The sequence below is a fragment of the Pseudescherichia vulneris NBRC 102420 genome (assembly GCF_000759795.1).
GTDB lineage: Bacteria > Pseudomonadota > Gammaproteobacteria > Enterobacterales > Enterobacteriaceae > Pseudescherichia > Pseudescherichia vulneris.
This window is the reverse complement of sequence record NZ_BBMZ01000010.1, coordinates 86383-107655: the sequence shown is the minus strand read 5'-3', so window position 1 is coordinate 107655 and position 21273 is coordinate 86383. Positions and strand designations below refer to the sequence as shown.

Here is a 21273-nt window from a genome sequence, read left to right as displayed (position 1 = left end):
GGATAAACGCCGGGTGGCGCTTCGCTTACCCGGCCTACTACACATATCGTAGCCCCGGTAAGCGCAGCGCCACCGGGGAATACGCTAACCTTACTCTACGGTCAGGATGCGGGTGGTGTTGGTGGTACCAATGGTGCCCATCACGTCGCCTTGGGTCACGATAACCAGATCGCCGGACACCAGGTAGCCTTTGTCACGCAGCAGGTTGACCGCGTCGTGGGCAGCGACCACGCCGTCGTTGTTGCTGTCGAAGTACACCGGCGTGACGCCACGGTAGAGTGCCGTCAGGTTCAGGGTGCGCTCATGGCGTGACATGGCGAAGATCGGCAGACCGGAGCTGATGCGCGAGGTCATCAGCGCGGTACGACCCGACTCGGTCATGGTGATAATGGCGGTCACACCCTTCAGGTGGTTGGCAGCATACATCGCTGACATCGCAATGGCCTCTTCCACGTTCTCGAACTGGATATCGAGGCGGTGTTTGGAGACGTTGATGCTTGGGATCTTCTCGGCACCCAGGCAGACGCGGGCCATCGCGGCCACGGTTTCCGCGGGATATTGACCCGCAGCAGTCTCGGCAGAGAGCATCACGGCATCGGTCCCATCCAGCACGGCGTTGGCGACGTCCATTACTTCGGCACGGGTTGGCATCGGGTTGGTGATCATCGACTCCATCATCTGGGTCGCGGTGATCACCGAGCGGTTAAGCTGGCGTGCGCGGCGGATCAGCGCCTTCTGAATGCCTACCAGCTCCGGGTCGCCAATCTCAACGCCGAGGTCGCCACGGGCCACCATCACCACGTCAGAGGCGAGGATCACGTCGTCCATTGCGTCCTGATCGCAAACGGCTTCCGCACGCTCAACCTTAGCAACGATTTTGGCATCGCAGCCTGCATCACGCGCCAGGCGACGGGCGTAGTTAAGATCTTCCCCACAGCGCGGGAAGGAGACGGCCAGGTAGTCAACGCCAATCTGCGCGGCGGTGACGATATCGGCTTTGTCTTTGTCGGTCAGCGCTTCGGCGGAGAGTCCGCCGCCCAGCTTGTTGATGCCTTTGTTATTCGACAGCGGACCGCCCACGGTCACTTCGGTAAAGACCTTCATGCCCTGAACTTCAAGGACCTTCAGCTGTACGCGACCGTCGTCGAGCAGCAGGATGTCGCCGGGAACCACGTCCGCAGGCAGGCCTTTATAGTCGATGCCGACGCGCTCTTTATCGCCTTCGCCTTTACCAAGGTTGGCATCAAGCAGGAACTTGTCGCCGATGTTGAGGAAGACTTTCCCCTCTTTGAAGGTCGACACACGAATTTTTGGACCCTGCAGGTCCCCTAGAATAGCAACATGACGTCCCAGTTTTGCCGCAATCTCGCGCACTTTATCTGCACGCAGCTTGTGATCTTCTGGCGTGCCGTGGGAGAAGTTCATACGTACCACGTTAGCGCCAGCAGCGATGATCTTTTCAAGGTTATTATCGCGGTCGGTAGCTGGACCCAGGGTGGTAACGATTTTAGTTCTGCGAAGCCTTCTGGACATGTATTACTCCGTTGACTGAAACAACCAGGTGTTGCGTGAATATGAATTCGGCAGTTCTGCGCGCCGATTTGGCAAATCAAAAACTTAACCGAATGCCGTAATGAATTACAACGCTGTTATAAAATTTTAATGTTTATCGCTCCCGGTCAGGAGCTCCTTATCAAAACGCGATTCTTTAAGCGCTTCCTTGACTCGCTTCAAGTTATCTCTGAATTTTGCTCCCCGACGTAGGGTAAATCCTGTCGCCAGCACGTCGATCACCGTGAGCTGGGCCAAACGCGAGACCATCGGCATATAGATGTCGGTATCTTCCGGCACGTCCAGGGTAATGGCCAGCGTCGCTTCCCGGGCCAGCGGCGTGCCCGCAGAGGTGATGGCAATGACCATGGCATCGCTCTCGCGGGCCAGCTGTGCCAGCTCCACCAGGCTTTTGGTTCGGCCGGTGTGGGAGATCAGCACCACCACGTCATCTTCGTTGCAGTTCATGCAGCTCATGCGCTGCAGGACGATGTCATCGGTGTAGACCACCGGCACGTTGAAGCGGAAGAATTTGTTCATGGCGTCGTGCGCCACCGCCGCCGAGGAGCCAAGGCCAAAGAAGGCGATCTTCTTCGCCTGGGTGAGCAGGTCGACGGCGCGGTTAACGGCGGGCATATCCAGCGACTGGCGCACATGATCCAGGCTGGCCATTGCCGACTCAAATATTTTACCGGTATAGGCCTCAACGCTGTCATCTTCATCGACATTGCGATTAACATAGGGCGTGCCGTTAGCCAGGCTCTGGGCGAGATGCAGCTTGAAATCAGGGAAACCGCGGGTTTCCATGCTGCGGCAGAAACGGTTTACCGTGGGTTCGCTGACCCCGGCCTCCTGCGCCAGCGCAGCGATGCTGGAGTGGATGGCCTGGTCCGGCGAGGTGAGTATGACTTCCGCCACTTTTCGTTCGGATTTGCTAAGGTGTTCCAGCTGAGACTGAATTTTTTCCAGCATGTTCATTATTAACGGGGTGCCCATGGCTAAAATCAACTTCAACAACGGATGAAATTGTGCTGCGGTTCAGTCGATATTACCCTTGTGGGACCAGGAAAGGTAAAGAACAGCGGGAAAACGTGTTGTTTTTTTTCATTACATGATCAGAGTCGGATTTTAGCTACTCGATTCCAGACAAAATCCCTGATTTTTCAGGGCGATTTACCCAATTTTTAGCCGCCTGAGCGAAAGCGCACGGTAGGATAAGCGGTAACGGTTTCGGGTTTTACGTAAAAGCAGTACAGTGCAGTGTAATAAAATTACAGCTATGCCCTGGCGAAAGTACCAGGGCAGCCAACTGAGGAGAATGACATGGCGGTAACGCAAACAGCCCAGGCATGTGACCTGGTCATTTTCGGCGCGAAAGGCGATCTTGCACGCCGGAAATTGCTGCCTTCCCTGTATCAGCTAGAAAAAGCAGGCCAGATCCACCCGGAGACGCGTATCCTTGGGGTAGGGCGTGCGGACTGGGATAAAGAGAAGTACACCGAAATCGTGCGTGAAGCGCTCGAGACCTTCATGAAAGAGAAAATCGATGAAAGCCTCTGGGATACGCTCAGCGGACGCCTCGATTTCTGTAACCTTGACGTCAACGATACCACCGCATTTACCCGTCTCGGTGACATGCTCGATCAGAAGAATCGCGTTACCATCAACTACTTCGCTATGCCGCCGAGCACCTTTGGCGCTATCTGCAAAGGCTTGGGTGAAGCAAAACTCAACGCCAAGCCCGCGCGTGTGGTGATGGAAAAACCGCTGGGCACCTCCCTCGACACCTCCCGTGAAATCAACGACCAGGTGGGCGAGTACTTTGAAGAGTGCCAGGTTTACCGTATCGACCACTACCTCGGTAAAGAGACGGTGCTGAACCTGCTGGCGCTGCGCTTTGCTAACTCGCTGTTCGTCAACAACTGGGACAACCGCACCATCGACCACGTGGAGATCACCGTGGCGGAAGAGGTCGGCATCGAAGGCCGCTGGGGCTATTTCGACCAGGCCGGACAGATGCGCGACATGATCCAGAACCACCTGCTCCAGGTTCTCTGCATGATCGCCATGTCGCCGCCGTCGGATCTCTCTGCGGACAGCATTCGTGATGCGAAAGTGAAGGTGCTGAAATCGCTGCGCCGTATTGACCGCTCGAACGTGCGTGAAAAAACCGTGCGCGGTCAGTACACCGCCGGTTTTGCCCAGGGCAAGAAAGTGCCGGGCTATCTGGAAGAAGAGGGCGCAAACAAAACCAGCAACACCGAAACCTTCGTGGCGATCCGCGTGGATATCGACGACTGGCGCTGGGCCGACGTGCCGTTCTACCTGCGTACCGGCAAACGCCTGCCGACCAAGTGCTCTGAAGTGGTGGTCTACTTTAAAACTCCGCCGCTGAACCTGTTTAAAGAGTCCTGGCAGGATCTGCCCCAGAACAAGCTCACCATCCGCCTGCAGCCGGACGAGGGCGTGGATATCCAGATCCTCAATAAGGTTCCGGGTCTTGATCACAAGCATAACCTGCAAACCACCAAGCTGGATCTGAGCTACTCCGAAACCTTTAACGAAACCCATTTAGCTGATGCTTACGAGCGTCTGCTGCTGGAGACGATGCGCGGCATCCAGGCGCTGTTTGTGCGTCGCGACGAGGTAGAAGAGGCGTGGAAATGGGTCGACTCCATTACCGAAGCCTGGGCGATGGATAACGAGTCACCGAAGCCTTACCAGGCCGGTACCTGGGGTCCTGTTGCATCGGTGGCGATGATCACCCGCGACGGCCGCTCCTGGAACGAATTCGAGTAATTAACGCCTCCTGTTAGGACGGCCCTGCGGGGCCGTTTTTTTTGTTTATTACGCTCCTATTTTACCGGTAACATGATCTAACACAGATTCCTGCATAATTTTCACTCTTTTGCATCGTCCCCGGATTCACCCGTAACGCTTTTTTTATTACACTGGCTGAAGCGATTTTGCCTCCGGCCTGCGGTGGATGAGTGGTTTTTGCATCATCATTTTCACGACCACGCTGCCGTCCGGGACACCTCATTTTCAGGAGCCTTTATGAACTCGACATTGTTACGGGTAACAAAGCGTATTATCGACCGTTCTCATGCCACCCGCAGCGCCTATCTCGCCCGCATCGAGCAAGCGAAAAGCAATACCGTTCATCGTTCGTCGCTGGCCTGCGGTAACCTGGCCCACGGTTTCGCCGCCTGCCAGCCAGAGGACAAGGCCTCGCTGAAAAGCATGCTGCGTAACAACGTCGCCATTATCACCTCCTATAACGATATGCTCTCCGCCCACCAGCCCTATGAACGCTACCCTGACATCATTCGTAACGCTCTGCATTCGGTTAACGCCGTAGGCCAGGTCGCGGGCGGTGTTCCGGCCATGTGCGATGGCGTGACCCAGGGCCAGGACGGCATGGAGCTCTCCCTTCTCAGCCGCGAAATCATCGCTATGTCTGCCGCCGTCGGCCTGTCGCATAATATGTTTGACGGAGCGCTCTACCTCGGCGTCTGCGATAAAATCGTCCCGGGCCTGGCGATGGCCGCGCTGTCATTTGGTCACCTGCCAGCGCTGTTTGTGCCGTCAGGCCCGATGGCCAGCGGCCTGCCGAATAAAGAGAAGGTGCGGATCCGCCAGCTTTATGCAGAAGGTAAAGTGGACCGCATGGCGCTGCTGGAGTCCGAGGCGGCTTCCTACCATGCCCCTGGCACCTGCACCTTCTACGGCACGGCCAATACCAACCAGATGGTTATTGAATTTATGGGCATGCAGCTGCCGGGCTCGTCATTTGTCCATCCTGACGCGCCGCTGCGTGAAGCCCTGACCGTGGCGGCCGCACGCCAGGTAACGCGTTTGACCGGCAACGGCAACGAGTGGATGCCGCTCGGCAAGATGATCGATGAGAGGGTGGTGGTTAATGGCATTGTCGCCCTGCTGGCGACCGGCGGCTCTACTAACCACACCATGCACCTGGTGGCGATGGCGCGGGCGGCGGGCATCATCATCAACTGGGATGACTTCTCTGAACTCTCGGAAGTGGTACCCCTGATGGCACGCCTGTACCCGAACGGCCCGGCGGATATCAACCACTTCCAGGCGGCGGGCGGTGTGCCGGTGCTGATGCGCGAGCTGCTGAAGGGCGGCCTCCTGCATGAAGATGTGAATACCGTGGTGGGCCACGGGCTGTCACGCTACACCCTTGAGCCGTGGTTGAACGAGGGCGAGCTGGACTGGCGCGAGGGGGCCAGCGCCTCGCTGGACAACGATATCATTGCCTCTATCGACAAGCCATTCTCGCACCACGGCGGCACGAAAGTGCTCAGCGGTAACCTGGGACGTGCGGTCATGAAAACCTCCGCCGTTCCGGTTGAGAACCAGGTCGTTGAGGCTCCAGCGGTGATTTTTGAGAGCCAGCACGACGTGTTACCGGCATTTGAAGCCGGGCTGCTTGACCGTGACTGCGTGGTTGTTGTCCGACATCAAGGGCCAAAAGCGAACGGCATGCCAGAATTACATAAACTGATGCCGCCACTTGGTGTATTATTGGACCGCCGTTTCAAAATCGCATTAGTCACCGATGGACGGCTCTCCGGCGCATCAGGTAAAGTACCGTCGGCGATCCATGTGACACCAGAAGCGTATGACGGCGGGTTGCTGGCAAAAGTACGCGAGGGCGATATCATCCGCGTCAATGGACAGACAGGGGAGCTCACTCTGCTGGTGGATGAAACCGAGCTTGCTGCACGTCAGCCGCACATTCCTGACCTGAGTAGCGCGCGTGTCGGTACTGGCCGCGAAATGTTTAGCGCACTGCGTGAAAAACTCTCCGGTGCGGAGCAGGGCGCAACCTGTATCACTTTTTAAACTGATTAATTTTTTTAGATCGGGCGAGAGAAAAACTCTGATGAAAAACTGGAAAACGAGTGCTGAAGCAATCCTGAAAACGGGTCCTGTTGTACCGGTTATCGTGGTGAACAAACTGGAACATGCTGTACCGATGGCGAAAGCCCTGGTGGCCGGTGGCGTTCGCGTGCTGGAAGTCACTCTGCGTACCGCCTGCGCCATGGATGCGATCCGCGCCATTGCGAAAGAAGTCCCGGAAGCAATCATTGGTGCCGGTACGGTACTGAACCCGCAGCAGCTGGCGGAAGTGACCGAAGCTGGCGCGCAGTTTGCTATCAGCCCAGGCCTGACCGAGCCGCTGCTGAAAGCAGCAACCGAAGGCACCATCCCGCTGATCCCAGGCATCAGCACCGTGTCTGAACTGATGCTCGGCCTCGACTACGGTCTGAAAGAGTTCAAATTCTTCCCGGCGGAAGCCAACGGCGGCACCAAAGCACTGCAGGCGATTGCTGGCCCGTTCTCGCAGGTGCGTTTCTGCCCGACCGGCGGCATCTCTCCGGCGAACTACCGTGACTACCTGGCGCTGAAAAGCGTGCTGTGCATCGGTGGCTCATGGCTGGTACCGGCTGACGCGCTGGAAGCAGGTGACTACGATCGCATTACCAAACTGGCTCGCGAAGCAGTAGAAGGCGCGCAGCAGTAAGGTCTTGTTCTGCCGGGTGGCGGCTTCGCCTTACCCGGCCTACAAACGGCGAGATACCGTAGGCCCGCGCAAGCGAAGCGCCGGCGGGCAATGCCAACAAAAACGGGCCATATGGCCCGTTTTTTTATCCTGCGACCTGTACGCCTGCGGCGGCATGCTTAGCCCGTTCTACCGCATCCTCGATGCTTTCACCGGTGGCTAACGCCACGCCTAAGCGCCGCGTGCCGTCGATCTCCGGCTTGCCGAACAGGCGCAGCTGAAGACCCGCGCCCACCGCCGCCTGCACGTTATCAAAGGTCACGTTATCGCTCTTTAACACAGGCAGGATCACCGCCGAAGCGGACGGACCGTACTGACGCACGCCGCCTACCGGCAGACCGAGAAAGGCGCGTACGTGCAGAGCAAACTCTGAGAGATCCTGCGAGATCAGCGTGACCATGCCGGTATCGTGTGGACGCGGTGATACCTCGCTGAAGATCACTTCATCACCGCAGACAAACAGCTCCACGCCGAACAGCCCGTAGCCGCCCAGCGCCAGCACGACTTCCTGAGCAATGGCCTGGGCGCGGGAGAGAGCCAGCTCGCTCATCTGCTGCGGTTGCCAGGATTCACGGTAGTCGCCATCCTCCTGGCGATGGCCGATAGGATCACAGAAGTGCACCCCGTCAACGGCGCTCACGGTGAGGAGGGTAATTTCAAAGTCAAACTTCACCACCCCTTCGACAATCACGCGTCCCGCTCCTGCGCGTCCGCCGAGCTGGGCGTACTGCCAGGCATCATGCAGCTGATCGGCACTACGAATAAAGCTCTGGCCCTTGCCGGAGGAGCTCATCACCGGTTTAATAATGCACGGTAGCCCGAGCGCAGCAACCGCCTCTCTAAACGCAGTTTCGCTGTCGGCGAAGCGGTAGGTTGAGGTCGGCAGGCGCAGCTCTTCAGCCGCCAGGCGGCGGATCCCCTCCCGGTTCATAGTCAGCTTCGCGGCGCGGGCGCAGGGCACGACCTGCTGGCCCTGGGCCTCCAGCTCAAGCAGCGTATCGGTGGCGATAGCTTCGATCTCCGGCACGATAAAATCCGGTTTCTCCTGCGTCACTAAGGCTTTTAACGCCTCGCCGTCCAGCATGTTGATCACGTGCGAACGATGGGCGACGTGCATTGCTGGAGCGTCCGCATAGCGGTCCACCGCAATCACTTCAATGCCCAGACGCTGGCACTCAATCGCTACCTCTTTACCCAGCTCACCAGAGCCCAACAGCATTACACGCGTGGCTGCCGGACGCAGCGCCGTACCTAAAAAAGTCATACTATCCACCCGTTTAAAAATTTCGGACTATTATACACGAAAACGTTTGCGTGTCTTTTTTCGGCTTGCATTCCTGCAGGGAAATGCTTACTATTATACTGTATAAATAAACAGGTAAATGAGGCTGCATTATGGCGGTTGAAGTCAAATACGTGGTAATCCGCGAAGGTGAGGAAAAAATGTCTTTTGCCAGCAAAAAGGAAGCCGATGCGTACGACAAAATGCTCGATCTGGCGGAAGTACTGGAAGGCGTGCTGGTAAATGCCCCCGTTGCGTTTGATGACGCGCAGCGCGAGCAGATGGCGCTGTGGCTGGCAGAGCAGAAAGAGACCCTCAGTGCGGTCTTCCGCTCCGGTAAGCTGCCGGATCCTGATGCCGCACCAATCAAAAGCGATACCGTAACGGATATGCCGACGGCAAAGCGTAGCAAAGTAGCCTAACCGCAGCTTGCGCTGCCGGTAATTTGTACCATGCTTTGTGTGGGTTATGCGCACAGGAGATAAGCATGAACAAATTAGGATTACTGCTCGGCCTTGCCCTGCTGGCCGGCAGCGTTAGCGTACAGGCTGCCAATAGTAAATCAGTGAAGTTTCCCAGCTGCGAAGGGCTGGATGCCGCTGGTATCGCCGCCAGCGTCAAGCGCGACTATCAGCAAAACCGCATTGCGCGCTGGGCCGACGACCAGGAGAGGCTGGGGCAGGCCGATCCCGTTGCCTGGATCAACGTCAAAGAGATTACCGGGAAAGAGGATAAGTGGACCGTTCCGCTAACCGTTCGCGGTAAAAACACCGATATTCACTATCAGGTGGCGGTTGACTGCAAAGGCGGTAAGGCTGTCTATACCCATCGTTAATCCTCCCCGCATTTTCGCTTCTTTAGTCAGCTTAGACATTTCCTGACACCCCCTCGCTTACTCTGTGGTTTGACACAGGATAATCGGGGGGAACTATGACTAACTGGATGAATCAACTGCAGTCGCTGCTGGGCCAGAAAGGGGCATCCGCCTCATCGGGTGATGGGCAGGGACTCAGCAAGCTGCTGGTGCCCGGCGCACTGGGTGGCCTGGCGGGCCTGCTGGTCTCGAACTCCTCTTCCCGTAAGCTGCTTACGAAATACGGGACCAGCGCGCTGCTGATGGGTGGCGGGGCCGTTGCTGGCACGGTGCTGTGGAACAAATACAAAGATCGCGTGCGCAGTACGCATCAGGATGAGCCGCAGTTTGGTCAGCAGAGCTCGCCGCTGGATGTGCGCACCGAACGTCTGATCCTGGCGCTGGTCTTTGCCGCGAAAAGCGACGGCCATATTGATGCCCGCGAGCGCGAAGCCATCGATGCGCAAATGCGGGAGGCGGGCGTTGAGGAGCAGGGCAGAGCGCTGGTGGCGCAGGCTATCGAGCAGCCGCTCGATCCTCAGCGGTTAGCCCGCGACGTGCGTAACGAGGAGGAGGCGCTGGAGCTGTACTTCCTCAGCTGTGCGGCTATCGATATCGATCACTTTATGGAGCGCAGCTATCTCAACGCCCTCGGGGACGCCTTGAAGATCCCGCAGGACGTGCGCGACGGCATAGAACAGGACCTGAAAGCGCAAAAAAGCGCGCTGCCAGGCTAGCTTACACGCGTTGGTGGCGCGTTTCGCTTGCAACATGCGTGGGTTTTGCCACCCTTATAGGGTGTAAACTGAAAAGATAACGCTATGCCACCAAAAGCAAAAACAGTACCGCACGTCATGACGCTGCATGGCGATACGCGAACAGACGACTACTACTGGCTGCGCGACGATACGCGTTCGGATCAGGATGTCCTGGACTATCTGCACCAGGAGAATGACTACGGGCGCGACGTCATGGCCTCGCAGCAGGCGTTACAGGAGCGCCTGCTCAAAGAGATCGTCGACCGTCTTCCCCAGCGCGAAGTTTCCGCTTCCTATACCCGCAATGGCTACCGCTACCGTCACGTCTATGAGCCGGGGTGCGAGTACGCCATCTATCAGCGCCAATCGGTGCTTAGCAGCGAGTGGGATGAGTGGCAGGTGCTGCTGGATGCCAACAAGCGCGCTGCCCACAGTGAGTTCTATACCTTGGGCGGGCTAGCCGTGTCGCCGGATAATAAAATCATGGCGCTCGCGGAGGACTACCTCTCCCGGCGGCAGTATGGCCTGCGCTTTCGTAATCTGGAGACCGGAAACTGGTATCCAGAGATGCTGGATAACGTCACTCCGGACTTCGTCTGGATCAACGACTCCGAAACGCTCTACTACGTGCGCAAGCATGCCAAAACGCTGCTGCCTTATCAGGTATGGCGACACACCATCGGTACGCCTGCCTGCCAGGATGAGCTGGTCTATGAGGAGAAGGACGAGACCTACTACGTCAGCCTGCATAAGACGACCTCCCAGCATTATGTAATTATCTATCTGGCCAGCGCCACCACCAGCGAATGTCTGCTGCTGGATGCCGAGCTGCCGGATGCCCAGCCGATCATGTTTCTGCCCCGGCGCAAAGATCATGAGTACAACCTCGATCACTACCAGCACACGTTCTATCTGCGCTCAAACCGTGAAGGGAAAAACTTCGGTCTCTATCGCACTAAGGTGCGTAATGACAAGCAGTGGGAGGTGCTGATCCCGCCCCGGGATCACATTATGCTGGAGGGCTTTACGCTGTTTACCGACTGGCTGGTGGTGGAAGAGCGTCAGCGCGGCTTAACCAGTCTGCGGCAGATCAACCGTAAAACCCGCGAGGTGACCGGTATCGCCTTTGACGATCCGGCCTATGTGACCTGGCTGGCCTATAATCCCGAGCCGGAAACCTCCCGGCTACGCTACGGCTACTCTTCTATGACGACGCCGGATACGCTGTTTGAGCTGGATATGGATACCGGTGAACGGCGGGTGCTCAAGCAGACGGAGGTCCACGGCTTTGATGCCAGCCAGTACCGCAGCGAACATCTGTGGATCAAGGCGCGCGACGGCGTAGAGGTTCCCGTCTCGCTGGTCTATAACCGAAAACACTTCCGCAAGGGGCAGAATCCGCTGCTGGTTTACGGCTATGGCTCCTACGGCACCAGCATCGATGCCGACTTCAGCAGCAGCCGCCTGAGCCTGCTGGATCGCGGCTTTGTCTATGCCATCGCCCATATTCGCGGCGGCGGCGAGCTGGGCCAGCACTGGTATGAGGACGGTAAGTTCCTTAAAAAGAGAAACACCTTTAACGACTATATCGACGTCTGTGACGCGCTGCTGGCGCAGGGTTACGGCTCTACGCGCTACTGCTACGGCATGGGCGGCAGTGCGGGCGGGATGCTGATCGGTACGGTGATTAACGAGCGCCCGGGCCTGTTCCATGGGGCGATCGCCCAGGTACCCTTTGTGGACGTCGTCACCACCATGCTGGACGAGTCGATTCCGTTAACCACCGGCGAGTTTGAGGAGTGGGGCAATCCGCAGGACGAGACCTACTATCGCTACATGAAAAGCTACAGCCCATACGATAACGTGAGCGCTCAGGCCTATCCGCACCTGCTGGTGACAACCGGCCTGCATGACTCCCAGGTACAGTACTGGGAGCCAGCCAAGTGGGTGGCGAAGCTACGGGCAACAAAAACCGATGATAACCTGCTGCTGCTTTGTACGGATATGGATGCGGGCCACGGCGGGAAGTCGGGCCGCTTTAAATCCTATGAAGGCGTCGCGCTGGAGTTCGCTTTCCTTGTGGCGCTGGCGCAGGGCACCTTGCCGGGCAAAAAAAGCTAGTTTTCATTGAGATTAGTTTTCGTCTAAATAGTGCTTTAACGTCAGCCGCAGTTCGGGGCTCATGCGCTCAAGGTTGTTGTACAGCCAGCGCAGGTACCCCGGATCGCGGTCGGCGATGTCGGATACCGCTTTGCCGCGATATTTGCCAAAGGTAAAGGTGGTCATCAGGGCAGGGCGACCGGTGATCGTCGCCATCTGGTCTGGCGTCCAGCCCGACGTCTCCATGATGTCAATCAGCAGCGCGGCGGTGATGTAGCAATCATACAGCGCCCGGTGATGATGCAGCCCCGGCGGCGTCTGTACGCTCAGCTTGCGCGACTTGTAGAGCGCCATGTTGCTGTACTGGATCCCCGGCCACAGGCGACGGGCCAGCTTCATGGTGCAGATCCACTCGCCGGGCATCTCCGGCAGCACGCGGCGATCGAAGCTGGCGTTGTGCGCGACGTACCAGCTGCTGCCCAGGTAGTGGGGCAGTATCTCTTCGATCCACGGCTGATCGGCCACCATCTCTTCAGTGATACGGTGGATGGCCATCGCCTGATGGCTGATGGGGCGATCCGGACGCACAAGGTGGCTCATCGGATTCACAATCTGACCATCGATGACATCCACCGAGGCAATTTCAACGATGCCGCCCTGCAGGCCACAGGTTTCAGTATCGATTACGCGTAACATCCTCTTCTCCAGCAACCGGGTCGATTATTTGATTTTAGGCTCGTAGGGCAGGCGTGAGAGCGACACGGATGCCAGGCGATGGGCAATCAGCCGCTCGCGAAACCAGTCGCGCAGATGAGCGGGCTGTTCGCGCTCCACCACCTCTGCGATAACCGGCATATTGTAACGCTCTTTAAAGGCCACGCCAGCCGCCGCCAGGTCAACGTTCACTTTGTCCATCTCGTCCTGAGGCAGTAGTGCAAGATTGGTTTTCATAGGTCCTCCCGGTTTAACGGCGCAAAAGTACTAAGCCTGCTGCAGAAAGGCAAGCCCGTATCGGTACAGACTCGACTGCACCATTATACAGAGTTATTCTTTGTCCTATAGACATAACAAAAGGGAATAGAACGATGGGTTTTACCGCTAAGTCTACCAGCCGCACGCTACTGCTGTTGGCCTCTCTCGCTGCTTCGCCTGCGGTTTTCGCGCATGCTCACCTGAAACATCAATATCCGGCCGCCGATGCGAACGTCACCGCGGCTCCGCAGGCGCTGACCCTCAATTTTTCCGAGGGCATTGAACCCAAGTTCAGCGGCGTAAAGGTGACCGGTTCACAGCAGCAGACGGTAAAAATCGGTGCGGTAAAGCGTAACGACAACGATAAAACGCAGCTCATTGCGCCCATCGAACAGGCACTCACGCCCGGTGAGTATACCGTAGAGTGGCACGTTGTCTCCGTTGACGGGCATAAAACGCAGGGCAGCTACCGGTTCAGCGTGAAGTAATATGCTCGCGCTTTGCTACGTTGGCCTGCGGTTTATCCATTTTCTGAGCCTGATGTTGGTATTTGGCAGCAGCGCCTTTGCGCACTGGCTTGCTGACCCGACGATCCGCCCCGCGCTCCAGCGACGTTTTATGCCTATGCAGCGCGGCGCGCTGGCGCTGGCATTTTTCTCTGCGCTGCTGATGTTTGCCGTACAGGGCGGTATGATGGGCAACGGCTGGCACGACGTCTGGCAGCCGGATATCTGGCTGGCGGTAAGCGAAACGCAATTTGGCAGCGTCTGGCTGTGGCAGGTTGTTCTCGCGCTGGCAGCGCTGCTGCTGGGCGTGATGTATCAGCAGGGGCGGGTACTGCTACTGGTCACCGCCCAGCTGCTGCTGTTGGCGAATACCGGCCATGCGGCAATGCATGACGGGGTGACAGGCGTACTTACCCGGCTTAATTATGCCGTGCATCTTCTGTGTGCCGCCGCATGGTTTGGCGGCTTGCTGCCGGTGCTGTATTGTATGCAGCGGGTAAAATCGCACAGTCGCCTATCGGCAATAAACAGCCTGATGCGCTTCTCCCGTTACGGACATCTGGCGGTCGCAGGGGTGTTACTCACCGGCATCATCAACGCGCTTCTTATTCAGGGCGTGGTGCTGCCGTGGCACAGTTCGTATGGCCAACTGCTGCTGGTCAAATGCGCGCTGGTGCTGCTGATGGTGATGATTGCCCTGGTAAACCGCTATGTGCTGGTGCCGCGTTTTCGCGTGCAGGAAGCTCAGGCGCACGCGGCGTTTATCCGGATGACGCAAGCTGAAGTGGTTCTCGGCATTGTGGTGCTGGCAACAGTCAGCCTGTTTGCGACACTTGAACCTTTTTGAATAACTGGCGAAAAAATGAAAAAAAGTATTCTCACTCTTTTATTACTTACCTGTTCGACCAGTGCGCTGGCCGCGCCGCAGGTGATCACCGTAAGCCGCTTAGATATGGGTAAAGAGAAATGGGCGTTTAACCGTGAAGAGGTGATGCTCACCTGCCGTCCTGGCCATGCCCTGTTTGCTATCAACCCCAGCACGCTAGTGCAGTATCCGCTCAACGATGCCGCAAAGCAGCAGGTCGCCAAGGGTCAGAACAGCGGCCAGCCCATCTCCATTATTCAGGTTGACGATCCGGCGAAGCCTGGGGAAAAGATGAGCCTTGCCCCGTTTATCGAGCGGGCTGAAACGCTCTGCTAATGTCGGCTTGATCCATAACAAAAAACCGCAGGCTTCAGTAACGAAGCGTTGCGGTTTTTTTGTTTACGGTCGTGACAATCACTCTTTTTTTCCTGCCACAGAGTGTGTGGACTGGAAAAGCTGGCGCTGTCATCTATTCTTAAAGTGCCAGGCGTAGTTAGCCTGCATTAATGCCAACTTTTAGCGCACGGCTCTCTCCCAAGAGCCATTTCCCTGGACCGAATACAGGAATCGTATTCGGTCTTTTTTTATCTCTTTCCTGAGTTAACCATACCATATTCAACCCGCCGGGCGTCCAGCGTTTTTTTTGGTTAATATTGTGGGAAATTAAAAATCGCTAAACTCCTGAGCGGGTCGCCAGAAGCCGTCGACAAAGTCCTCAACCGGATAGCAGCCGCCGTGACGGATGCGCTGCTCCTCCATAGAGACCAGACACTGCTGTTCGGTATTGTAGACATCGATAACGATGTCATCGCAGCCACCATCCAGGTAGCAAATAAAAAGAACCAGCGCGACCATTCCATCCTCACTTCCGTACCGCTTAGGTTAAGTGTAGGGGATGAAGGTAAAGAGAGGAAATTCCAGGCATAAATAACCCGCCGAGCGGCGGGTTCAATGGATATCAGCCGAGGCGCAGGATCCAGGTATCGGTTTGTTCATCGTAGTGCTCACGGTACAGCACGGACTGTTCACCGTTGAGCAGCGCCGGAATGCTGGTCTCGGCATCCCAGGCATCAAGCTGCATACATAAATCGGGATCGGAGCTGCATGGAATGCGTAACGTCCGCTCTCCTGGCCCATCGCCTTGCAGCTCAGCATCATCTATCTCAAATTGGCCAATGCGCACGCTGGTTTTCGTCATAATGCTCTCCATTGATCTGCGAAATGTGGTACGACCAGTAAAGTCACCCCATTTTTCAGCCTGGTACAACATGAGCTATCCCGCCAGTCAAAAAGTGCGCTTTTTTTCCGGAGTTACGCTTTGCTGGCAAACAGACGACCATCGCGAACCAGCTCTCGCGGGTAGCTGTTCTTAAGGCGCGAGCCGACTTTTTTTGCCAGGCCTAGGGGCTGCCCCTGAAACGTCACAATCACCTCGTCATGCGCGATTGTCGCCTGTGGGTAGATATCCCGGCCGCGATACCACTCTTCTGCTTCAGCAGGGTTGAGCTCAAAGGCCAGCGGATTATCGGTTCCGGCAAGAGCAATCACCGCCTCGTGCTGCCAGCGGTAGCCTTTGTTGTGCGTCTCGGCGAGCTTGAGGCCGATGCGCGAGAAGCGGACTTTTCCGGTCAACGCTTCGATCTGTGCCGGGAAGAGCCACAGCTCTTTATCACGCTGCCAAAGGCGTAACGTGTCGTTCCACTGTAGCCCGGAGGCCGCTGCGGCCTGGGTTATCTGGGCGCTCTCGCGGCCTTTGACCGGCGTGAAGGGGAATTTACCCATCTTGTAGCCGGGCGCGGGCAGCGCCTCGACCGAGGCCGTTTTACGCAGCCGCGCGACAAAGAACCCTTCGCAGTCGAAAATTTGCGGGAAGACGTGCAGGAAGCCATCGGGGGTCAGCGCCTGTGTCGCGCCGGTAAACAGCTGCTCCAGCGGCAGAAACTCAACCTCATCGGGGTACTGGGCCTTGAGCCAGTGGCAAATCGCTTCGTTCTCGTCCCGGTTTAGGGTGCAGGTCGAGTAGACCAGCGTCCCGCCGGGGCGCAGGGCGTGAAAGGCGCTGTCGATCAGCTCCCGCTGGGTAGCGGCGATCTCTTGATTGCTGGCAACGGACCAGTTTTTCAAGGCATCGGGATCTTTTCGCACCACGCCTTCACCGGAGCAGGGCGCGTCCAGCAGGATGGCGTCAAAGGTCTCGGGCAGCGCTGCGCCGAATACCCGACCATCGAAGTGGGTCAGGGCCACGTTGCCGATCCCGCAGCGGCTGATGTTGGCATGCAATACCTTCACTCGGCTGGCGGAAAACTCGTTGGCGAGGATCGCCCCGCCGTTATCCATCCGCGCGGCGATCTGGGTGGTTTTCGAGCCAGGGGCGGCGGCAACGTCCATCACCCGCTGAGGCTGGTTGCCGTCGGCGAAAAGGGCGCTAACCGGCAGCATTGAGCTGGCTTCCTGGATGTAAAACAGTCCGCTGAGGTGCTCGGCGGTGCTGCCAAGAGGCAGGGTCTCTTCATCTTCACGCTCGATCCAGAATCCCTCTTCGCACCACGGAACCGGCGTCAGCTGCCAGGCATAGGGGGCGACCAGGTTCAGAAACGCTGCCACGGAAATTTTAAGCGTGTTGACCCGAATGCTGCGGCGCAGCGGACGCTGACAGGCGGCAATAAAGTCATCGAAGGAGAGATGCGTCGGCATAGCCAGACGCATCTGCGCAAGAAATTCTTCAGGAAGATAGACAGCGTTGTGAGCCACGAATTACACCACCAGCAATAAAACAGGGGGCGCAGTGTAGCATAAAACGCTCCGGCGCAGCAGACGCGCCGGAGCAGAGGCTTAGCGTGGCAGGGCAGTGCCCCAGGTGCGCCACTCTTTCGGCTCGCTATCCTGCAGTAGGAAGTGTTTGCCGGTTTGCGCCTTCGGCGCCAGCGGCGTCCCCGGTGGGGTGGCGAACGCAATGCCGCCGCGGATGAACTGGTTGAAGGTGCCGGTTTTCACAACGCCGCCCACCAGACCGAAGTCCAGCGAGTAGCCGGAGGCCAGCCAGAACACCGAGTTGTTACGTACCAGATGCTCGAAGCGCTTGCTGATGCGCAGGCCCACCATGACCCGGTCCGAGAGCGTGCCCAGGGTCAGGCCGGTTACCGTGCCCACCTCAATGCCGCGGAACAGCACCGGCGTACCGATGTTCAGCCCGCCCGCTTCAGGGGCTTCAACCACAATGCTCAGGCCGTCGACATAGCGTGAGTCAGCAATGGTGGCTTCCTGCAGTTCAAACTCCCGGCGGGCGCTGCCGCCCCGGCCCGGTTCAACGTTGATATAGGGCTGCAGAATAGTATCCAGATGCTCAACCCCGGCCGCGGAGATCTGCGGCGTAATCACCGAGAAGCGCGTACCGCTGCGGGCAAAGGTGTTCACATACTCCGGATAGAGCACGGCGGTGGCCTGCACTTCGTTACGCTCGGTAATCAGCTCCAGATCCTGCACCTGGCCAATATCAATGCCGAGGTATTTGATCGGCATGCCAGGGGCAAGCTTGCCTGCATCAAAGGCGTGAAGCTTAATCTGCCCGCCCACGGCTCGCGCCGCGGTCTCTGACGGGAAGAGGATCCGCTTGTCGCCTTTACGGGTGGAGGCGTTGGCACCGTTAAGGTTATCAAAGCTCACCGCCCCCTTGATGGCTCTGGCAAGCGGGGAGGCCTGCACCGTGAGCCCGCTGCCGTTGAGCTGCACTTTCGCGCCGCCCTCAGCCCAGAAGACGCTGTTAGGCGTCAGCAGGGATTGATACTCCGGCTTAACGTGCAGCTGAATATCAAATGCGTTAGCGCGCGGACGGACGTTGATTACCTCGCCCACCTCGAACTTACGGTAGAGCACCACCGAACCGGCCTGCACGTCCGGCAGCTTCTCGGCGGTCAGCGTCAGGGTGGTGGTTGGCAGGTCGCTGAGGCTGTTTTCTATCGCTTTGTCGATGTTCGCGAACAGCGGATAGGTGGATTTTATCTCGCCTTTGGTGCCCGGCAGGATGCGGATCCCGCCGCTGATCCACTCGTTGGCGCTGGCGGCAAGGAACTCTATGCCGTCCAGGCCTACTTTGACATCAACCCGGCTGTTAACCACAAACTTGCTGTCGCCCTGCACCAGCTCACGATATTGAGGATCGATAGCCACGGCAAAGGAGACGCCTTTCGCGGAGAGGTTGCGCTCCAGCACCTGGCCTATCCGCACTCCGTGCAGCACGATGGGCTGACCCGCGTCGATGCCGTAGCTCTCCGGCGCGGTCAGGGTTAGCGTCACGACCCCCGGCTCCTGGAGCAGGGTTTTGTCCGCGGGCAGCACGACAAAGTTATCTCGCGGCTCGCCTTCGCCCGGGACCAGTTCAAGCGTGGTGCCGGTAAGCAGCGAGCTGACGCTGGCATTGTCGAGGGAAAGTTTAGGACTGCGCATCTCAATACGGGTATTGGCCCGCAGCAGGTTTACCACGCTCGGGTCAACGGTCATCTCTCCGCTCACCGCGCCGCCTGGGTTAAGATCAAGCTTGGTCAGCTCGCCGACCTCCAGTCCCTGGTACATCAGCGGGGTAGAGCCCGCTTTCAGCCCCTCGCCGCCGGGCAGGGCGAGCTTGACGATCACCCCACGCTGGCTGTGGGCCAGATCTTTATACAGGCCGAACTCATCATCGCTCTCTGCCGGTTTTGATGCCTCCGGCGAGTCAAAGGCAATGGCACCGTTAACCAGCGAAGCAAGGCTCTCCAGCTCTACTTTCGCCCCGCTCAGGCCAACGTCTGCCTTCACGCCGGAGACGTTCCAGAAGCGGCTGCCTTTTTTCACCAGGCTGGTGAAGCGGCGCTCAATCAGCACGTCGATGGTGACGCCCTGCTTGTTGGCATTGATCGAGTAGTCGTAAACACGCCCCACGGGGATTTTACGGAAATAGACCAGCGAGCCGCTGCTCAGCGAGCCGAGATCGGGAGCGTGCAGATGGATCATCAGCTCGCCGTTGCTGAGGCGATACTTCGGCTGGGTATCAAGGGCCGTAAAGTGATCCTGCGGCTCGCCTTTGCCGGGCATCATACCGATATAGTTGCCGCCGACCAGCGCATCCAGCCCGGAGATCCCCGCCAGCGACGCTTTCGGCGTGACCAGCCAGAACTGGGTATCGTTACGCAGGGCATCCTTCATATCCGCTTTAATGCTGGCCTTCACCTCAATTTTATTGAGATTTTCGCTCAGGCGGATGTCCTGAACGGTACCCACCTCAACGCCCTGGTAGCGCACCGGCGTGCGCCCGGCGACGATGCCGTCAGCCGAGACGAAATCGATGGTGATGGTGTTACCGCGATCCTCATAGCTGCTCCACAAGAGCCAGCCAGCAATCATTAATGCGATAACAGGTAGCAGCCAGAAAGGCGAAATTCGACGTTTTGTTTTAATGCGCGCTTCAGTCGGCGAAGCGGGGGTTTCCTGACTCATGTGCATCCCAAAGTAAGCGGCTGTCCAGCCATTCCACAGCAAGAATAGTCAAAATTACCGCTGCGCCGAAATAAAACGCAGCGGGACCCATAGTAAACGCGAGAAGCTGATCGCGGTTAATGAGTGACATCGTTATTGAAATCACAAACAGATCGAGCATCGACCAGCGGCCAATCCATGTCACGAAACGCAACAGCAGCAGGCGCGTGCGTAAACCCTGCTCGCATTTAAAATGGATACTCACCAGCAGTGTAAACAGGACGATGACTTTGGTAAACGGCACCAGGATACTGGCGATAAAAACAATGCCCGCGACGGCGACGTTGCTGCTCGCCAGCGACATGATCCCGGACATAATGGTATCCGCCTGCCGTGAGCCGTTGACATAGATAACCGAAATAGGCAGCAGGTTGGCAGGCAGCAGAAACACCATCGAGGCGATGAGGGCCGCCCAGCACTTTTGAATGCTGTGCCGTCTGCGGTAGCGCAGCGGAATATGGCAGCGGGGGCAGCGTCCACGCGGATCCGGCAGGCCGGTGAAGTGGCATCCCAGACAGACGCGCAGATTTTCGTGCGGGCGCGTAGCGGGGCGCTGCGGGTAGAAACGTTCCCACAGCTGCTCAATATTGAGATGGATAAGGGTCAGGATGCTTAAGATCACCAGCGCGATGAAGGCGATCAGTCCCACCCCCGGCTGCAAATAGGCATAGTCCTGAACCTTGATAGAGGCAACGCCGATGCCGATCAGGTAGATATCCAGCATCACCCACTCCTTGAGCCTCTCCAGCATCAGCAGCACCGGGCGCAGGTTCATCCCTAGCCGATTACCAAACCAGAGATAGGCGATGGAGGCCACCAGCACCAGCGGTGCACCGACGGTGCAAAACAGCACCATAGAGGCGGTGAGCGGATCGCCCTGGGAGGTCATCTGCCAGATCCCCATCAGCAGGTTGGCATCGATGCGCACGCCCAGCAGATAGAGGTGCAGCAGCGGCTCGCCCCACGCAAAGGGCATCAGCATCAACATGGTGATGGCCATCGCCCCCAGCCGGGTGAGTGACCAGTCACGGCCATCGCGGACCTTCGCATCGCAGCGCGGGCAATAAGCACTTTCGTGTGATTTCATTGCGGGCAGCGCAAAAAGCGTATCGCACTGCGGGCAGCGCTGATAATGTGCTCGTGGCAGAGGGTCGCCAATAGCACGAATCGCCATTTTCTTATCGGTGACTAACTTTTGTGTTTTCAGCGCCATGACGTATTTTGGACTATGTTCGAATTAATCTATCTTAACTCATGAATGGATTATCTTGAGCATGAAGGCATTTAA

20 protein-coding genes are annotated in these 21273 nt (G+C 57.6%); 10 read left to right on the top strand and 10 right to left on the bottom strand.

The window, feature by feature from the left end; translation table 11 throughout:
- Positions 1 to 90 precede the first annotated feature (90 nt).
- The gene (gene pyk / locus EV102420_RS09670) at positions 91 to 1533 is read right to left on the bottom strand and encodes a pyruvate kinase (protein WP_042391348.1); all 1443 of its coding nucleotides are present in this window, start codon (positions 1531 to 1533) and stop codon (positions 91 to 93) included.
- A 126-nt stretch (positions 1534 to 1659) separates the two neighbouring features.
- A complete protein-coding gene (locus EV102420_RS09665) occupies positions 1660 to 2529 on the bottom strand; it encodes a MurR/RpiR family transcriptional regulator (RefSeq protein WP_042391347.1) in 870 nt (289 codons plus the stop codon).
- Between the two features lie 345 nt (positions 2530 to 2874).
- Between EV102420_RS09665 and zwf the strand changes: the two genes are divergently transcribed.
- The 3 genes from zwf (at position 2875) to kdgA (ending at position 7102) form a co-directional block, all read left to right on the top strand.
- Positions 2875 to 4350, top strand: coding sequence for a glucose-6-phosphate dehydrogenase (gene zwf / locus EV102420_RS09660; RefSeq protein WP_042391346.1), 1476 nt, complete (start codon positions 2875 to 2877; stop codon positions 4348 to 4350).
- 258 nt (positions 4351 to 4608) lie between these two features.
- Positions 4609 to 6420 (top strand): phosphogluconate dehydratase, encoded by a 1812-nt coding sequence (edd, locus tag EV102420_RS09655; protein WP_042391345.1) that lies wholly within the window; start codon positions 4609 to 4611, stop codon positions 6418 to 6420.
- Between the two features lie 40 nt (positions 6421 to 6460).
- Complete coding sequence (gene kdgA / locus EV102420_RS09650) at positions 6461 to 7102, top strand: bifunctional 4-hydroxy-2-oxoglutarate aldolase/2-dehydro-3-deoxy-phosphogluconate aldolase (protein WP_042391344.1); 642 nt, start codon at positions 6461 to 6463, stop codon at positions 7100 to 7102.
- Positions 7103 to 7226: 124 nt separating this feature from the next.
- Here kdgA and purT read toward each other — a convergent pair whose 3' ends face one another.
- Entirely contained in the window at positions 7227 to 8405 is a 1179-nt protein-coding gene (gene purT, locus EV102420_RS09645) for a formate-dependent phosphoribosylglycinamide formyltransferase (protein ID WP_042391342.1), read from the bottom strand.
- Between the two features lie 131 nt (positions 8406 to 8536).
- On the opposite strand from purT, the gene EV102420_RS09640 reads away from it, so the two are divergent.
- From EV102420_RS09640 to ptrB, 4 genes are all read left to right on the top strand, one after another.
- Positions 8537 to 8845, top strand: a complete 309-nt coding sequence (locus EV102420_RS09640; protein ID WP_042391341.1) for a YebG family protein — start codon at positions 8537 to 8539, stop codon at positions 8843 to 8845.
- A 65-nt stretch (positions 8846 to 8910) separates the two neighbouring features.
- Positions 8911 to 9258 carry a protein YebF gene (gene yebF, locus EV102420_RS09635; protein ID WP_042391339.1) on the top strand — a complete coding sequence of 116 codons (348 nt, stop codon included), beginning with the start codon at positions 8911 to 8913 and terminating at the stop codon, positions 9256 to 9258.
- Positions 9259 to 9353: 95 nt separating this feature from the next.
- Positions 9354 to 10013 (top strand): tellurite resistance TerB family protein, encoded by a 660-nt coding sequence (locus tag EV102420_RS09630; RefSeq protein WP_042391338.1) that lies wholly within the window; start codon positions 9354 to 9356, stop codon positions 10011 to 10013.
- A gap of 84 nt (positions 10014 to 10097) precedes the next feature.
- Positions 10098 to 12155 (top strand): oligopeptidase B, encoded by a 2058-nt coding sequence (gene ptrB, locus EV102420_RS09625; protein ID WP_042391336.1) that lies wholly within the window; start codon positions 10098 to 10100, stop codon positions 12153 to 12155.
- A 12-nt stretch (positions 12156 to 12167) separates the two neighbouring features.
- Here ptrB and exoX read toward each other — a convergent pair whose 3' ends face one another.
- Positions 12168 to 12830, bottom strand: coding sequence for an exodeoxyribonuclease X (gene exoX / locus EV102420_RS09620; RefSeq protein WP_042391335.1), 663 nt, complete (start codon positions 12828 to 12830; stop codon positions 12168 to 12170).
- A gap of 24 nt (positions 12831 to 12854) precedes the next feature.
- Positions 12855 to 13085 carry a DNA polymerase III subunit theta gene (locus EV102420_RS09615; protein ID WP_042391334.1) on the bottom strand — a complete coding sequence of 77 codons (231 nt, stop codon included), beginning with the start codon at positions 13083 to 13085 and terminating at the stop codon, positions 12855 to 12857.
- 134 nt (positions 13086 to 13219) lie between these two features.
- Between EV102420_RS09615 and yobA the strand changes: the two genes are divergently transcribed.
- Genes yobA through EV102420_RS09600 form a run of 3 tightly spaced genes read left to right on the top strand, consistent with a single transcriptional unit; the run spans position 13220 to position 14813 of the window.
- Positions 13220 to 13594 carry a CopC domain-containing protein YobA gene (gene yobA / locus EV102420_RS09610; RefSeq protein ID WP_042391332.1) on the top strand — a complete coding sequence of 125 codons (375 nt, stop codon included), beginning with the start codon at positions 13220 to 13222 and terminating at the stop codon, positions 13592 to 13594.
- A 1-nt stretch (position 13595) separates the two neighbouring features.
- Positions 13596 to 14459, top strand: a complete 864-nt coding sequence (copD, locus tag EV102420_RS09605) for a copper homeostasis membrane protein CopD (RefSeq protein ID WP_042391331.1) — start codon at positions 13596 to 13598, stop codon at positions 14457 to 14459.
- A 15-nt stretch (positions 14460 to 14474) separates the two neighbouring features.
- Positions 14475 to 14813 carry a YebY family protein gene (locus tag EV102420_RS09600; protein ID WP_042391330.1) on the top strand — a complete coding sequence of 113 codons (339 nt, stop codon included), beginning with the start codon at positions 14475 to 14477 and terminating at the stop codon, positions 14811 to 14813.
- 327 nt (positions 14814 to 15140) lie between these two features.
- Here EV102420_RS09600 and EV102420_RS09595 read toward each other — a convergent pair whose 3' ends face one another.
- The 5 genes from EV102420_RS09595 to yebS form a co-directional block, all read right to left on the bottom strand.
- Complete coding sequence (locus EV102420_RS09595; protein WP_042391328.1) at positions 15141 to 15332, bottom strand: YdfD/YebW family protein; 192 nt, start codon at positions 15330 to 15332, stop codon at positions 15141 to 15143.
- A 103-nt stretch (positions 15333 to 15435) separates the two neighbouring features.
- Positions 15436 to 15675, bottom strand: coding sequence for a DUF1480 family protein (locus tag EV102420_RS09590; RefSeq protein WP_042391325.1), 240 nt, complete (start codon positions 15673 to 15675; stop codon positions 15436 to 15438).
- Between the two features lie 113 nt (positions 15676 to 15788).
- Complete coding sequence (rsmF, locus tag EV102420_RS09585) at positions 15789 to 17228, bottom strand: 16S rRNA (cytosine(1407)-C(5))-methyltransferase RsmF (protein WP_042391324.1); 1440 nt, start codon at positions 17226 to 17228, stop codon at positions 15789 to 15791.
- 81 nt (positions 17229 to 17309) lie between these two features.
- On the bottom strand, positions 17310 to 19946 hold the full coding sequence (locus EV102420_RS09580) for a PqiB family protein (RefSeq protein WP_042391323.1): 2637 nt from the start codon (positions 19944 to 19946) through the stop codon (positions 17310 to 17312).
- Entirely contained in the window at positions 19915 to 21198 is a 1284-nt protein-coding gene (yebS, locus tag EV102420_RS09575; RefSeq protein WP_042391322.1) for a membrane integrity lipid transport subunit YebS, read from the bottom strand. Before yebS ends, EV102420_RS09580 begins: the two co-directional genes overlap by 32 nt.
- Between the last annotated feature and the right edge of the window lie 75 nt (positions 21199 to 21273).

What these genes read in the sequence shown, in the direction of transcription:
- EV102420_RS09600 (WP_042391330.1), top strand. Translation starts at nt 14,475, where the DNA reads ATGAAAAAAAGTATTCTCACTCTTTTATTACTTACCTGTTCGACCAGT.
- EV102420_RS09630 (WP_042391338.1), top strand. Translation starts at nt 9,354, where the DNA reads ATGACTAACTGGATGAATCAACTGCAGTCGCTGCTGGGCCAGAAAGGG.
- EV102420_RS09615 (WP_042391334.1), bottom strand. Translation starts at nt 13,085, where the DNA reads ATGAAAACCAATCTTGCACTACTGCCTCAGGACGAGATGGACAAAGTG.
- EV102420_RS09580 (WP_042391323.1), bottom strand. Translation starts at nt 19,946, where the DNA reads ATGAGTCAGGAAACCCCCGCTTCGCCGACTGAAGCGCGCATTAAAACA.
- EV102420_RS09640 (WP_042391341.1), top strand. Translation starts at nt 8,537, where the DNA reads ATGGCGGTTGAAGTCAAATACGTGGTAATCCGCGAAGGTGAGGAAAAA.
- ptrB (WP_042391336.1), top strand. Translation starts at nt 10,098, where the DNA reads ATGCCACCAAAAGCAAAAACAGTACCGCACGTCATGACGCTGCATGGC.
- yebF (WP_042391339.1), top strand. Translation starts at nt 8,911, where the DNA reads ATGAACAAATTAGGATTACTGCTCGGCCTTGCCCTGCTGGCCGGCAGC.
- exoX (WP_042391335.1), bottom strand. Translation starts at nt 12,830, where the DNA reads ATGTTACGCGTAATCGATACTGAAACCTGTGGCCTGCAGGGCGGCATC.
- yebS (WP_042391322.1), bottom strand. Translation starts at nt 21,198, where the DNA reads ATGGCGCTGAAAACACAAAAGTTAGTCACCGATAAGAAAATGGCGATT.
- yobA (WP_042391332.1), top strand. Translation starts at nt 13,220, where the DNA reads ATGGGTTTTACCGCTAAGTCTACCAGCCGCACGCTACTGCTGTTGGCC.
- EV102420_RS09595 (WP_042391328.1), bottom strand. Translation starts at nt 15,332, where the DNA reads ATGGTCGCGCTGGTTCTTTTTATTTGCTACCTGGATGGTGGCTGCGAT.
- pyk (WP_042391348.1), bottom strand. Translation starts at nt 1,533, where the DNA reads ATGTCCAGAAGGCTTCGCAGAACTAAAATCGTTACCACCCTGGGTCCA.
- purT (WP_042391342.1), bottom strand. Translation starts at nt 8,405, where the DNA reads ATGACTTTTTTAGGTACGGCGCTGCGTCCGGCAGCCACGCGTGTAATG.
- edd (WP_042391345.1), top strand. Translation starts at nt 4,609, where the DNA reads ATGAACTCGACATTGTTACGGGTAACAAAGCGTATTATCGACCGTTCT.
- kdgA (WP_042391344.1), top strand. Translation starts at nt 6,461, where the DNA reads ATGAAAAACTGGAAAACGAGTGCTGAAGCAATCCTGAAAACGGGTCCT.
- EV102420_RS09590 (WP_042391325.1), bottom strand. Translation starts at nt 15,675, where the DNA reads ATGACGAAAACCAGCGTGCGCATTGGCCAATTTGAGATAGATGATGCT.
- EV102420_RS09665 (WP_042391347.1), bottom strand. Translation starts at nt 2,529, where the DNA reads ATGAACATGCTGGAAAAAATTCAGTCTCAGCTGGAACACCTTAGCAAA.
- zwf (WP_042391346.1), top strand. Translation starts at nt 2,875, where the DNA reads ATGGCGGTAACGCAAACAGCCCAGGCATGTGACCTGGTCATTTTCGGC.
- copD (WP_042391331.1), top strand. Translation starts at nt 13,596, where the DNA reads ATGCTCGCGCTTTGCTACGTTGGCCTGCGGTTTATCCATTTTCTGAGC.